Here is a 12,885-nt window from a genome sequence, read left to right on the forward strand (position 1 = left end):
GCAGTCGACTGTTAATCGAAAGGTCGTGGGTTCAAATCCCACTTCTGGAGCCAATAAAGTCTAAGTAGTTTTTACTTAGACTTTTTTTTATAGATTTTTATAAATTTAAAATCATGTTAGTTATTTAATAGTATTTATTTTAGAATTATAAAAATTTATAGTAAAAATAAAAATTAAGGAAAAAATAAGAGTATTAAATTTCATATGTAATTAAATTGTAAAAAAAAATTATTATTTTATTGTAGAAAATAAGGAAATAAAACTTTATAGTAGTGATATAACAAAAATTCTATGAATTTGTATAAATATTTTTATAATATGACAATATGAGATATAATATATCTATACAGATTGCAAGCGGAGGATGAAATAAATGAAGATTTTATTAGTAGAAGATGAAGAAAGCATAAGAGGTTTTTTAAAGATAAATTTCCAAAGAGAGAAATTTACTGTCATAGAGTGTGAGAGTGGAGAAGAAGGAATTAGAAGAGCATCAATAGAAAAGCCTGATATAGCAATATTAGATGTTATGTTACCAGGAATTGATGGTTTCACAGTATGTCAGCAATTAAGAGAAAAATTCCCTAACATTGGTATTATAATGTTAACAGCTAAGGGGGAAGATATGGATAAAATCATGGGACTTCAGTATGGAGCAGATGATTATGTTGTTAAACCATTTAACCCATTAGAAATTACTTTAAGAGTTAAAGCATTAATTAGAAGATTAGAGGAATCAAAAGTAGAAGATGAGAACACAATAAAGTCAGAGGAGTTTTTATTAGATTTATACTCACAAAGTTTATTTAAGAATAATGATGAGATAGATGTTACACCTAAAGAATTTTTACTTATGAAAATATTCTTACAAAATCCAGGAAAGGCATTTACTAGAGATGAACTTTTAAATCTTGTTTGGGGAATAGATTTCTTTGGAGATCCAAAGATTGTTGATGTTAACATAAGAAGATTAAGAGCTAAAATAGAAGAGGTACCTTCAAAACCTAAGTACATAGAAACTATCTGGGGTACAGGGTATAGATGGAAAAGATAGGAGATTCTAAATGAAAAGTATAAAGAGTAGGTTAGTTAGAAGTTTTGTATTAGTTGTTTCTGCAACCATACTTATAGTTTCGGTAATGTTCTTAATGTTCATTACTAGATATTATTATCAAGGGACTGAAGATATACTTAAGAGTCAAATAAAGGTAGCTGCAGATTTTTATGATAAATATTTATCTGAAAATTCATTAGAATATAATGTGTATGAGGATAAAGATATATTTTGGCAACAAACAGATGCACAGGTGCAAATTTATAACAATAAAGGAATTCTTATTATGGACTCTTTAGGAGTTGATAAACATAGTAGTGAATCTGTAGATGTTAAAAAAGCACTTGAGGGTGGTGTTGGAGAATGGGTTGGTCATGTTAGTTATAGCGATCAAAAAGTTATGGCAATATCATATCCGCTTCAAAGCAATGGAAAAATTGTTGGCGTTGTTAGATACATAACCTCACTTGAGGGAATTAATAGATTTATATTAAAATTTGCAGCTGTCTTTATAATTATCGGTTTAGCTGTTCTTATTATTGGTATTGGAATAAGTTATTTACTTGCGAATAGTATTGTAAATCCACTTAAAACTCTTACTAGGACTTCAGAGGAGTTTGCTAAGGGAAATCTTGATGCTAAGAATAAGATAGAAACAGATGATGAAATAGGTAAGCTTGCTTATACATTGAATTTTATGGCAGATGAAATTAAGAAGAGAGAAAGACTTAAAAATGATTTTATTTCTTCTATATCACATGAGCTTAGAACACCTCTTACATCTATTAAGGGTTGGGCTATTATTTTAAATAATGATGATACTGATAAGGAAATGCTTGCTCAAGGGTTTAATATCATTGAAAAGGAAGCAGATAGACTTAGTAATATGGTTGAGGAATTATTAGATTTCTCTAAATTTGTTAGTGGTAGAATCAAGCTTAAAGATGAAAATATAGAAATTAATGATTTTGTTCAGTATATAAAAATGTATATGGAACCAAGAGCAACTAGAGAAAATAAAAAATTCCTAATTCACAAAGCTCCACAGGATGTATTTATTACAGGAGATAGGGATAGGTTAAAACAAGTATTTATTAATATTATTGATAATGCATTTAAATTCACTGATGATGGTGGTAGTATTTCTATTACTGTTAAAGAGTTAGAAAAAGATATTGTTATGATTATTGAGGATACAGGTTGTGGTATTAGTGATGAAGATTTACCAAAGGTTAAGGAGAAATTCTTTAAGGGTAAAAATTCAAAGTCACAAAATGGTATAGGTCTATCTATTTGTGATGAGATTATAAAACTACATAAGGGATCATTTGATATACAAAGTGAACTTGGTGTAGGTACAAAAATTTCAATTAGTATTCCTAAGATGCAAGAAGAGATTTTTTAGGGGTAAAGGGGATTAGGGAATGAAAAAAATTATAGTTTTACTTATAGTTTTAGTTGTTGCAATAGGATTAACAGGCTGTTTTAAAAGTGATAAACTTGAAGAAAATAAAATTATGGCACCTGTTCCTAAAAATATACAGGTTGATGGAACTTGGGAAGTTACACAGGAGTATACTATTGGGGATAATAATACTGTCAAAAAAGTTGATGAGATTAAGAAACCAATAGTTACAATTTCTAATAAGGTTGCTATTGTTGGCAATATGGAGATTGATAAACCTAATTTTAAGTTTAAGAGAGTAGTTAAAGAAAATTATTTACCAAAGGCTTTTAATAGTATTGTTAAGGATGTTCCGGTAAGTGATGGCTATATGGATATAACTACTATTTCAGATAATACTAACCTTTATGTTGATTTTATTATGAAAAATGATAATGAGGCATATATATATGCTGTTGGAGATTTATTTGTAGTTAAGAAGATTAATTCTAATTTAGATGCAAATGGAATTAAAGATAGTATTCTAGATTCAGCAACAAGTAATGTTAAAAATAAAGAGAATAGTGGTATCCTATTAGGACTTAAAAAACCTGCTACTGTAAATAGTGAAGGTGTTGTTAGTAGTGCATCATATGAAACTTTGTGGATTAAGATGATTGATGGTAAGCTAGAGGCACCAGTTAGGCTAAAAGGTTTAGTAATTCCAAGGGCTAATGGAACATTTTCTTATGCGAATGTTAGTGATGGTATTCAAGATGGAAAAAGCATTCAAACTCTTGAAATTATAAATCATAATAAAAATGGAACTCCTGTAGTTGAAAAAAATATTGTACCTTCAGCTAAGAATAGAGAGATAACTTTTATTGGTAAAGATTATATTGGTTTTGAATTTGCGGGTAGCAATAATCTTGGTGATGAGTATAAGATAAACACTCTTGATAGTATCAATAATTCTAAGGGTCTTGATATGAAGAGTCTTTTTGGGGCTAAAGGTGAAAATCAATATTTAAGTAGTAGAGATCAATTTATAGATAGTAAACCTAGTTTTATGCTAGATAAGTATAATCTAGATAGTTATGATGCTAGTGATGTAACTATGTTTAGAAAAAATGCTAGGTGGGTTGTAGAGGGCGAAATAGATTCTAATACAGTTGGAGTTAATGACTTATCTTTTGATGTAGATATTTCTCCCGTTGGAACTTTAGTCAATTATGATTCACTTCCTGTAAGTTGGAATAAGCTCAAAGAGATTAATCCAAGTATTACTGATGCTTTTAGCTCACCAAATGAGAACTTTGTTGTAGCTATTACTGATAAGTCTGTAGAAATTTATGAACTCAAGAATGGCAAAATAAATGATGAGCCTACTGAGATAATTAAACTTTCTAAGGATGAAACAGCTATAATGGGTGAATGGGCAATAGGAGATTTTGTTCCTTTATGGAATAAAGCAGTTGAAGAAAGAAATAAATAATAATAGAATAGAGTTAGTAATAAAATCTAAGTGTAGATAGTTTTTATCTATACTTAGATTTTTTAATTTTGGGGGTGTATTTATGGAAAATATAGATTGTAGAGGATTAATTTGTCCTATGCCGGTTATTAATACTAAGAAATATTTTGATTCTATAAGTGTAGGAATGGCAAAGATTATTGTGGATAATGAGATTTCACAAAAGAATTTAGAGAAGTTTGCATTAGCTAATGGATTTGCTTGTAGCATAGAGAATGGTGATGATGAATTTATTTTAACTATGGAAAAATTAAAGGAGTCTTCAAAAGAAGAGATTAATAAAGATGAGTTTTCGATTTTAATAGGTTCTAATAAACTTGGAAATGGTGATGATGCACTTGGGGAAACTCTTATGAAGGGCTATATATATGCTTTAAGTGAGAGTGATAAGCTTCCAAGAAAGATAATGTTTTTAAATGCAGGTGTTAAGCTTGTTGCTAGTACATCTTCTGTTTTAGAGTCATTAGAAAGTTTAAAGGCTAAGGGTGTAGAAATTTTAAGTTGTGGAGTTTGTTTAGACTTTTATGGCTTAAAGGAGATAGTTAGTATTGGTGAAGTTACTAATATGTATGCTATTGTAGAAGAAATGAATTCAGTTACTAAGCTTATTACTTTGTAATTTAGCATATTTGAAGAAAGGATTTTTATTATGATTTATGATATTGTAATTGTTGGTGCAGGACCATCTGGGCTTGCTGCTGCTATTGAAGCAAAAAGAGAGAATGATGAACTTAATGTACTTATTATAGAGAAGGAAGAGTATCTTGGTGGTACATTAAATCAATGTATCCATTGTGCTTTTGGAAACGATGTTTTTAATGAACCTTTAACGGGAAGTGAGTTTGCACAAAGATTTATAGATATAATTGAAGAACTTGAGGTTGAGGTTAAAACTGATACGTCAGTTATTGGGATTTCTGAGGATCGAAAACTTACTTATGTTAGTCCTAATGAGGGTGTTGTAGAAATTAATGCTAAAGCTATTATTATTTCAACTGGAATAAGAGAATTATTTTCGGGTAATATAAGTATTCCTCTTAATAAGTTTGCAGGAATATATACTGTTGGGACAGCTCACAAGTTTATAAATAATCAAGGGTATCTTCCAGGTAAAAATATTGTTATTTTAGGAACTAGTGATACAAGTCTTATTGTTGCTAGAAGACTTATTTTGGAGGGTGCAAAAATTAAGGCTATTATAGAGAGTTCTGATGAACTTCGTGCGACTTCAGAGTATGCTAAAAAAATAGTTGATGATTTTGATATTCCAGTTTTATATTCACATAAGGTAAATGAAGTAATTGGAACAGAGCGAATTGAAGAAATTAAAATTTCAAAGCTAGAAGATATTGAAGAAGATCATGGAGTGGAATCATTAGGCTGTGATTGTCTTCTTATATCAGTTAACTTTTTACCTGATAAGAGGCTTGGTGAGATACTTGGTCTTGAGATTAATCCTGAAACGCAAGGAATACATTTAAATGATGATTATACAACGAATATTGATGGGATTTTTGCATCAGGTGGAGTTGTTAGAGGTTATGATAATGCAGATGTTTGTGCTAAAGAAGGAAAAGATGTTGCAAGAGAAGTTGTTAAGTATTGTGAAAATCTAAAATAGAAAATAAACCACTAGAAAGTTAGGTTTTCTAGTGGTTTATTTTTTGTAGTTTTAATTTGTCTAAAAAGTTTGAGGTTAATGTAATTAACCAGTACATAACAGCAATATTTAATTATATAGGTAAATAAAATGGATAAAGTAGCATTAAGCTAATTTATCCATTATTTTATCAAATATTAAATCATGTCCAAGACTATCAAGATGTAAGCCATCTGTATAGTATGCACCACTTTGAGGGATTACTGAGTTGATGTCTATAAAGTCGATTTCTATTTCAGCTGCGTACTCTTTTAGAAGAGTATTTAATACTTTTATTGTTTCGTTTACTTTAGTGTAATCTAAAGTATTATCCCAACGAACCTGTGCAATTTCACCAAATATTTTTGGTGATGATATTATAATAGGTTTAATGTTATTTGCTAAAGATTCTTCTATCATAGCCTTTATATTTTTAAAAGTTATTTTAGGATTTCTGCTTTGAAGTGCATCATTAGAACCACACATAAGTGTTATAGCTGTTGCATCTAGTTTAATAACATCATTTGTAAATCTTGATAACATACTTGATGATGAGTCACCAGCGATTCCTTTATTGATTATGGTTGTATCTTTTAACTCTTCTTGAAGTTTTGCAACCCAACAAGCTTTTGGAGATACCCCGTATCCTTTTGTAAGTGAGTCCCCTATACATATTAACTTCATTTAGTACACGACCTTTCATTGTTAAAAAGTTTTTAGTAAGCATTTTCTACATATAGTAGTAGTGCCTTTATTTGCTGTAACAAATTCACCTGTTTTAAGTTCTTTGTTACATAAATAGCATATTGTTTTATTATGTGTAATATCATCAGATTTATTTATCTTTTTTGTTTGAGCCTTAGTTTTAAGAGGCTTCTTATTTTGACCATATAGAATTTTTTCATTTGGAGTCTGATTAACTTTTATTGAGTAATCTATACTATAATGACTTTCTCCAAAGAATTCAAGTTCAAATCTTGGATTTTCCTTGTCATAAAATTCTTCTATGATTATTCTTCTGATTTGCATATCATTTATTATAATACCACTTTTCTCTACACCATCAAATATACTTTTAGTAATATTACTTGTATCAGGATGTCTTTTATCACTTTTATAGTAAACTTTTAAGATAGCGATAAGAGATTCTTCTAAAACTATATTAGGGTTTTGAATTCTGGCTTCATAAGCTATTTCTTGTTCGTAGTTTGCATATTTATCATATGATTTACCCGTATTTGATGGAAGAATTGCTCTACCTTGTGCATTGTGTAGTTTGAAATTAGATTTAGTAATTGGTGAACCTTTTACAATCACCTTTGCATATGGTATTTGCATATAAACCTCCCAGATGTAAATAAGATATAAAATATAAAACTAGATTATTAAATAATTTAGATTATACGTTATATTGTACTAGGTTTTCTTGAATGTAGCAAAGCTATAAAGTATAATCAAAATAGATTATTAATTAAATAGAATTTGGATAGAATGAGGTAAAAACAATGGAGAAAAAAATTATTTTAGCAATTGAGAGTAGTTGTGATGAAACTGCAGCTGCTGTTGTTGTTAATGGTAGAAAAGTATTATCAAATATTATAAATTCACAAATAGATACACATACAAAGTTTGGGGGAGTTGTCCCAGAAGTTGCTTCAAGAATGCATATAGAAGTTATAAATAGTGTTGTTGAAGAGGCTTTAAAGGAAGCTAACATAAGTTTAGAAGATATAGATGCAGTTGGAGTTACATATGGTCCTGGGCTTGTTGGAGCATTACTAGTAGGTCTTCAATATGCAAAAGGTCTTGCTTTTGGAGCTGGTAAACCACTTATTGGTGTTAATCATATAGAGGGACATATTGCAGCAAACTTTATAGCACATGAAGAACTTGAACCACCTTTTATTTGCTTAGTTGTTTCAGGAGGACATACTTTTATTGTTTATGTTAAAGAACATGGTGAGTATGAAATTATTGGAGAGACTAGAGATGATGCAGCTGGAGAGGCATTTGATAAGGTTGCTAGAGCACTTGGTCTTGGATACCCTGGTGGCCCTAAAATTGATAAGCTTGCAAAAGAGGGAGATAGTAGTGCTATTAAATTCCCAAAAGCAAATCTTGGTAAAGATAGTTTAGACTTTTCATTTAGTGGTGTTAAATCAGCAGTTCTTAATTATTTAAATAAGGCTGATATGAAGGGTGAGGAAGTTAATAAGGCAGATGTAGCAGCATGTTTCCAAAGAGCTGTTGTTGAAGTTTTAACAGAAAATGTTCTTAAGACATGTAAGTCAAGAAATGTTAATAAAATTGCAATTGCGGGCGGAGTTGCTTCAAATTCAGCACTTCGAGAGAATCTTATTAAAGAAGCTGGAAAAGAAGGAATTGAAATATTATTCCCAGCACCAATTCTTTGTACAGATAACGCTGCAATGATAGGTAGTGCTGCTTATTTTGAAATGTTAAGAGGAAGTAGAGCACAGCTTAATTTAAATGCTAGACCTAATCTTAGACTTGGTGAGAGATAGATTAAAAACTATATAAAGTTAGAAGAGTTATTTAATTAAAAAATATTTCGTTGGGGGACAGGATATTAATGAGTTTAATTTCACATTCAAATGGATTTACTACAAAAGAACCAAAGAGAAGATTTAGTTTTAAATTTATTTTTAAAGCTATTTCTATCTTAACTATATTAACTATAACAATAGGGTTAACAGCTAATATGCTAATTACGAGTAGAAATGAAGACAAACTTGTAAAAGATGATATGTACGTTACAATAGATGATAAAAAAAATTATTATAATATAGAAAATGGAGATGCACCAACAATAATCTTTGAGTCAAGTAGTGGTATGGGAGTATCACAATGGGACAATGCAAGGGAATTGCTTAAAGATGAATATGGTATAAGTAGTTTTGCGTATGATAGAGATGGGTTTGGGTTATCAGATTTTTTAAAAGAACAAACACCAGAAGAACAGGCTAAGGAATTAAAACTTATTTTAAGAAAAGTTGCTTTAAATGGACCATTTATATTGGTTAGTGAGGGCTATGGATCACTTATTATGACAAATTTTGCGAAATTATATCCTGAACTTGTCAAAGGAATTATTTTAATTTCACCTATAAATGAGGAAAGTTTAGGCAATACTAATTATTATAAGTATTTTGAGAGTGAAAAAATTTCTAGAAAGCTTAATATATTTGGATCATATTTAGGAATCAACAATTTAATTGATAAGTGTGTAGGATTAGATTCTCCAAGTGGGTTAGATGAATATTTATCAGAAGATGATTTTAATAATTATAAAATGTTAAGACCAACAACAGACTTTAATAAGGCTTATTATGCGGAGCTTGAAAATATTTTAAATAGGTCAAGCATTAGTCAAGTTGATGGAATGTTTAAGGATATACCATATGTTATTGTTACAAATAATCAAAATAAGGCTGAACAGAGTGCAATGAAAAGTCTTGGAAATGGGGATAATACAAAAATAATTGATAGTAATAGCGATTCGAAAATTATAGCACTTGAAAAACCAGAGCTTATTTTAGAGGCGATAACTTATATATTAAATAATCTGTCATTCAAGGAAAGTTCAAATACTTAACAAAATGTAAATATTTGTGTCATTGATATGCCATAAATGTTTATTAATATTATCTATAATAGAAAGTGTTTAGGAGGATTTTATGGGTGATTTTAATAGAAATGATAATGAGGAGTATTTTGGTTTAAAGAATGAGGGTGACCAAAGTTCAAATAAATCATATGAAATTGAAGAGGAAAGTAGCCAAACTTCAAATGAATCATATAGTGAGAATAGTTTTAGTGAGGGTTCAAATTATAAGGGGAATAATGATGAGGAGCCTAAAAAAGAAAAGAAGAGTTCTAAAAAGGGTATAGCAGGAACTCTAGCGGTTGCGCTTACAGCATCTTTAATAGGTGGTGGAATTGGTGGACTTGGAGTTTTTGCAGCTATGAATGATTCTAAAGAAGAAGAAAAAAAAGTTGAGGCAAGTGCAGTTCCTGTAACACCTCAATTTAAATCACAAGATGGTATAATGACAACAGCAGAGGCAGTTCAGGCTGTGACACCAGCGGTTGTAGGGGTTTCAACTAAAACACTTGTTAGAGATGAATATTTTAATGGGGTAAGAGAACAAGAAGGTATTGGTTCAGGCTTTATTATAAGTGAAGATGGTCTTGTAGTAACTAATTACCATGTAATTGCTGGAGCACAGGAAGTTAAGGTTATTTTAAGTGATGGAACAGAGGTTGATGCAAAAGTTGTTAATTATGATGAAAAAGCAGATTTAGCAGTTGTTGATATTACAGAGCATATGAAAATGCCAGGAGTTGCAAAACTTGGTGATTCATCAAAACTTTTAGCTGGAGAAGATGTTATTGCAATTGGAAATCCATTAGGTAAAGAATTTAGTAAGACAGTTACTAAGGGAATTATAAGTTCGCCTAATAGACTGCTTAGTGTAAATGGCTCTCCAGATGATACTGAGGAGTTCATACAGACAGATGCAGCTATTAACCCAGGTAATAGTGGAGGTCCACTTATAAATGCCAGAGGGGAAGTCATAGGCGTAAATACAGCTAAGAAAGTTGGAGAAGAGATTGAAGGTATAGGATTCTCTATTCCAATAAATACTGTGAAAGATAAACTTGATAACCTATCAAGCCCAGAACTTGTAATTGGTATAACAGGAATTGATGTTACAGCTGAGGAAGCTAAGAAAAGAAATCTTCCAGCGGGTATATATGTTAAGTCAATCGCTGATTTTAGTCCAGCTCAAAAAGCAGGATTAAAACTTGGAGATGTAATAGTTGCATATAATGGCAAGCCTATTAAAGGAATTGCAGAATTAAATATTGAAAAAGAAAAATCTAAAGAAGGCGATGTTATAGCTCTTACAGTTGTAAGAGAAGGTAAAAATGTTAATTTAGAATTAAAACTTGAAACATTTTAATTAAAACTCAGGGAGATAACTCCTTGAGTTTTTTTTCTGTTTTATAAGGAGCTTGTGAAATACCCACCACTTAGCCTAAAGGCTTGAAGTCGGGGCTTCGTATAATCCTGTCTAACCATTAAGGTAATTATTTTACAGACTATCAGTTTCCAACGCTATGGGTTTTTTTAGGAAAACCCTTCCCGTATAACCTACGGTACTGCAAGCTTAAGACTTGCGTTTGGAAACCTATAACTATATTATAACAAAATTCAGGCTATAAATACATGGGAATGCTTAACGTTTAGCTAAAGCTACATCGATTCATCTCACCACCTACCTACGGTTGAGGATGGGAGAATTCTCTCAAATTTAGTTAAAAAGGTATTTGATTTAATCATAAAGTGGATATGTAAATACATATATTGATAAAGATAAAATGGATAATTCTTTTGTTTTTCTCATGTGTATACATGTGTATATATTTTTTGAATAAAAAGTATAAAAAGTGAATAAAAAAAATCGATAAAAGGTAAGCAATTTAGTAGTTTTTTAGGAAGATTTTTTTGGCACATAAATTGCTATATTAAATTAGTGTATACAAGTGAGCTCAATAATATTTAGGAGGAAATTTTTTATGAAGAAAATATTATTAGTTTGTTCAGCTGGGATGTCAACATCTTTACTAGTTTCAAAAATGAAGATATCAGCAAAGAAAAAAGGAATTGAATGTATAATCAATGCGATTGCTGAGAGTGAGATTGAAGATTATGAAAGAGACATTGATGTACTGTTACTAGGGCCACAAGTTAGATTCTTATTTAATAAATTAAAGGGTAAATTTAGTGTTGATGGAATACCAGTGAGCGTTATAAACACTGTTGACTATGGAACAATGAATGGCGCAAAGGTACTAAAACACGCACTTGATTTAATAGAAGAACAAAAATAAATAAAGATTTTAAGGGGAGAGTTAAAAAATGGAAGAAATTATCATGAATCTTATAATGTACAGTGGGGAAGCTAGAAGTTATTGCATGGAAGGAATACATTTAGCTAAAGAAGGTAAAGTTAATGAAGCTAAGGAACTAGTAGTTAAGGCTGCAGAGCAACTTGGTGAAGCACACCGCTCACAAACAACTTTAATTCAAAATGAAGCTGCTGGTAATAAAGCAGAGGTTTCATTATTATTAGTTCATGCACAAGATCACTTAATGACATCAATCACAGTTAAAGATCTTGCTACTGAAATAATTGAGATTTATTCAAGAATAGCTTAATAATGATTTATAAATAGACTCTAGTGGGTTTCCATTAGAGTTTATTATATAAATAAAATAAATTTAAATAAAGGTTAGATGAGGTGAGGTTTTATGATGTATGTTATAGGAGTTGACGGTGGTGGTACAAAGACAGAAACAGTTGCATATGACTTAGAGGGGAATAAACTAACATCTATTTTAACAGGTTTTGGAAATCTAGTTAATGGAAAAGATGAAGCTTTAAGAAACATTCTAGATGGCATAAAACAGATATTTGAGAAGCATGGAAAAGATAATGTTAAGGGAATTTATTTAGGTTTAGCTGGGTCAGAGGTTGGCTTTAATGCGGACATAGTTTATGAAAGTGTTAAAAAAGAATTTTCTGTAGAGTCTATTGTTATGAATGATAGTGAACTTGCACTTAAAGCTCTTCTTCGTGGTGAAGATGGGATACTAGCAATAGCAGGAACAGGTTCAATTGCATTTGGACTTAATAATGGAGTTCAGTGGAAATCAGGTGGATGGGGTCATCTTCTTGGTGATGAGGGTTCTGCATATAAAATAGCGATAGAAGGTCTAAAGCATATGATATATGAGAACGATAATAATATGGAACTTGGGGCGCTTTCAAGAGAGCTTTTAACTGCGTTAGAGGTAGAGAAAGTTGATGATATTATAGGGTTTGTATATTCATCTACTAAAGATGAGATAGCAAAACTTGCTCAAATCGTTTCTAAGCTTGCAGAGAAAGGTGATGAAAAATCACTTTCAATAATGGTTTCTGAAGGTGAACTTTTAGGGGAAACAACTAGACAAGTATTCTCAAAACTTGGTTTTGAATCATGTTCTGTAGGTCTTGTTGGAGGAGTAGTAAGAAAATCTAAGATATTTAGAGATGCTTATGAAAGTTATTTAAGAGAAAAAGTTAATATAGTTTCATTTATAGATGATGATGTTTCACCAGCTAAAGGTGCATTTTATATTTATAAAAAAGAAGTTACATTGATTTAATATATATTTAATAAAAGTTTTAGGGGGAAAAATA

General features: G+C 30.5%; 13 protein-coding genes. 11 read left to right on the plus strand and 2 right to left on the minus strand.

What is annotated here, in order from left to right:
* Nucleotides 1-373 precede the first annotated feature (373 nt).
* From Q0V24_RS09580 to Q0V24_RS09600, 5 genes are all read left to right on the plus strand, one after another.
* Nucleotides 374-1,054 (plus strand): response regulator transcription factor, encoded by a 681-nt coding sequence (locus Q0V24_RS09580; RefSeq protein ID WP_297520860.1) that lies wholly within the window; start codon nt 374-376, stop codon nt 1,052-1,054.
* Nucleotides 1,055-1,064: 10 nt separating this feature from the next.
* Entirely contained in the window at nt 1,065-2,459 is a 1,395-nt protein-coding gene (locus Q0V24_RS09585; protein ID WP_297520861.1) for a HAMP domain-containing sensor histidine kinase, read from the plus strand.
* A gap of 19 nt (nt 2,460-2,478) precedes the next feature.
* Nucleotides 2,479-3,933, plus strand: coding sequence for a hypothetical protein (locus Q0V24_RS09590; RefSeq protein WP_297520863.1), 1,455 nt, complete (start codon nt 2,479-2,481; stop codon nt 3,931-3,933).
* Nucleotides 3,934-4,015: 82 nt separating this feature from the next.
* On the plus strand, nt 4,016-4,591 hold the full coding sequence (gene yedF / locus Q0V24_RS09595) for a sulfurtransferase-like selenium metabolism protein YedF (RefSeq protein WP_297520865.1): 576 nt from the start codon (nt 4,016-4,018) through the stop codon (nt 4,589-4,591).
* A 21-nt stretch (nt 4,592-4,612) separates the two neighbouring features.
* A complete protein-coding gene (locus Q0V24_RS09600; protein WP_297520970.1) occupies nt 4,613-5,593 on the plus strand; it encodes an NAD(P)/FAD-dependent oxidoreductase in 981 nt (326 codons plus the stop codon).
* Nucleotides 5,594-5,737: 144 nt separating this feature from the next.
* Here the strand turns inward: Q0V24_RS09600 and Q0V24_RS09605 are convergent, their stop codons facing one another.
* On the minus strand, nt 5,738-6,295 hold the full coding sequence (locus Q0V24_RS09605) for a GDSL-type esterase/lipase family protein (protein WP_297520867.1): 558 nt from the start codon (nt 6,293-6,295) through the stop codon (nt 5,738-5,740).
* Between the two features lie 21 nt (nt 6,296-6,316).
* Nucleotides 6,317-6,949 (minus strand): RusA family crossover junction endodeoxyribonuclease, encoded by a 633-nt coding sequence (locus tag Q0V24_RS09610; protein WP_297520869.1) that lies wholly within the window; start codon nt 6,947-6,949, stop codon nt 6,317-6,319.
* 167 nt (nt 6,950-7,116) lie between these two features.
* Between Q0V24_RS09610 and tsaD the strand changes: the two genes are divergently transcribed.
* The 6 genes from tsaD (at nt 7,117) to Q0V24_RS09640 (ending at nt 12,851) form a co-directional block, all read left to right on the plus strand.
* A complete protein-coding gene (gene tsaD, locus Q0V24_RS09615) occupies nt 7,117-8,136 on the plus strand; it encodes a tRNA (adenosine(37)-N6)-threonylcarbamoyltransferase complex transferase subunit TsaD (protein ID WP_297520871.1) in 1,020 nt (339 codons plus the stop codon).
* Between the two features lie 68 nt (nt 8,137-8,204).
* Nucleotides 8,205-9,227 carry an alpha/beta hydrolase gene (locus Q0V24_RS09620; RefSeq protein WP_297520872.1) on the plus strand — a complete coding sequence of 341 codons (1,023 nt, stop codon included), beginning with the start codon at nt 8,205-8,207 and terminating at the stop codon, nt 9,225-9,227.
* An 82-nt stretch (nt 9,228-9,309) separates the two neighbouring features.
* Nucleotides 9,310-10,599 carry a trypsin-like peptidase domain-containing protein gene (locus Q0V24_RS09625; protein ID WP_297520874.1) on the plus strand — a complete coding sequence of 430 codons (1,290 nt, stop codon included), beginning with the start codon at nt 9,310-9,312 and terminating at the stop codon, nt 10,597-10,599.
* Nucleotides 10,600-11,215: 616 nt separating this feature from the next.
* A complete protein-coding gene (locus tag Q0V24_RS09630; protein ID WP_297520876.1) occupies nt 11,216-11,530 on the plus strand; it encodes a PTS sugar transporter subunit IIB in 315 nt (104 codons plus the stop codon).
* A gap of 28 nt (nt 11,531-11,558) precedes the next feature.
* Nucleotides 11,559-11,858: a PTS lactose/cellobiose transporter subunit IIA gene (locus Q0V24_RS09635; protein ID WP_297520878.1), complete on the plus strand. Its 300-nt coding sequence runs from the start codon at nt 11,559-11,561 to the stop codon at nt 11,856-11,858.
* A 93-nt stretch (nt 11,859-11,951) separates the two neighbouring features.
* Nucleotides 11,952-12,851 (plus strand): N-acetylglucosamine kinase, encoded by a 900-nt coding sequence (locus tag Q0V24_RS09640; RefSeq protein ID WP_297520879.1) that lies wholly within the window; start codon nt 11,952-11,954, stop codon nt 12,849-12,851.
* Nucleotides 12,852-12,885: the final 34 nt, after the last annotated feature.

It is taken from the genome of uncultured Clostridium sp., assembly GCF_947039605.1.
Taxonomy (GTDB): domain Bacteria; phylum Bacillota; class Clostridia; order Clostridiales; family Clostridiaceae; genus Sarcina.

What these genes read in the sequence shown, in the direction of transcription:
- Q0V24_RS09585 (WP_297520861.1), top strand. Translation starts at nt 1,065, where the DNA reads ATGAAAAGTATAAAGAGTAGGTTAGTTAGAAGTTTTGTATTAGTTGTT.
- Q0V24_RS09635 (WP_297520878.1), top strand. Translation starts at nt 11,559, where the DNA reads ATGGAAGAAATTATCATGAATCTTATAATGTACAGTGGGGAAGCTAGA.
- Q0V24_RS09640 (WP_297520879.1), top strand. Translation starts at nt 11,952, where the DNA reads ATGATGTATGTTATAGGAGTTGACGGTGGTGGTACAAAGACAGAAACA.
- Q0V24_RS09625 (WP_297520874.1), top strand. Translation starts at nt 9,310, where the DNA reads ATGGGTGATTTTAATAGAAATGATAATGAGGAGTATTTTGGTTTAAAG.
- Q0V24_RS09610 (WP_297520869.1), bottom strand. Translation starts at nt 6,949, where the DNA reads ATGCAAATACCATATGCAAAGGTGATTGTAAAAGGTTCACCAATTACT.
- Q0V24_RS09590 (WP_297520863.1), top strand. Translation starts at nt 2,479, where the DNA reads ATGAAAAAAATTATAGTTTTACTTATAGTTTTAGTTGTTGCAATAGGA.
- Q0V24_RS09620 (WP_297520872.1), top strand. Translation starts at nt 8,205, where the DNA reads ATGAGTTTAATTTCACATTCAAATGGATTTACTACAAAAGAACCAAAG.
- yedF (WP_297520865.1), top strand. Translation starts at nt 4,016, where the DNA reads ATGGAAAATATAGATTGTAGAGGATTAATTTGTCCTATGCCGGTTATT.
- Q0V24_RS09605 (WP_297520867.1), bottom strand. Translation starts at nt 6,295, where the DNA reads ATGAAGTTAATATGTATAGGGGACTCACTTACAAAAGGATACGGGGTA.
- Q0V24_RS09580 (WP_297520860.1), top strand. Translation starts at nt 374, where the DNA reads ATGAAGATTTTATTAGTAGAAGATGAAGAAAGCATAAGAGGTTTTTTA.
- Q0V24_RS09630 (WP_297520876.1), top strand. Translation starts at nt 11,216, where the DNA reads ATGAAGAAAATATTATTAGTTTGTTCAGCTGGGATGTCAACATCTTTA.
- tsaD (WP_297520871.1), top strand. Translation starts at nt 7,117, where the DNA reads ATGGAGAAAAAAATTATTTTAGCAATTGAGAGTAGTTGTGATGAAACT.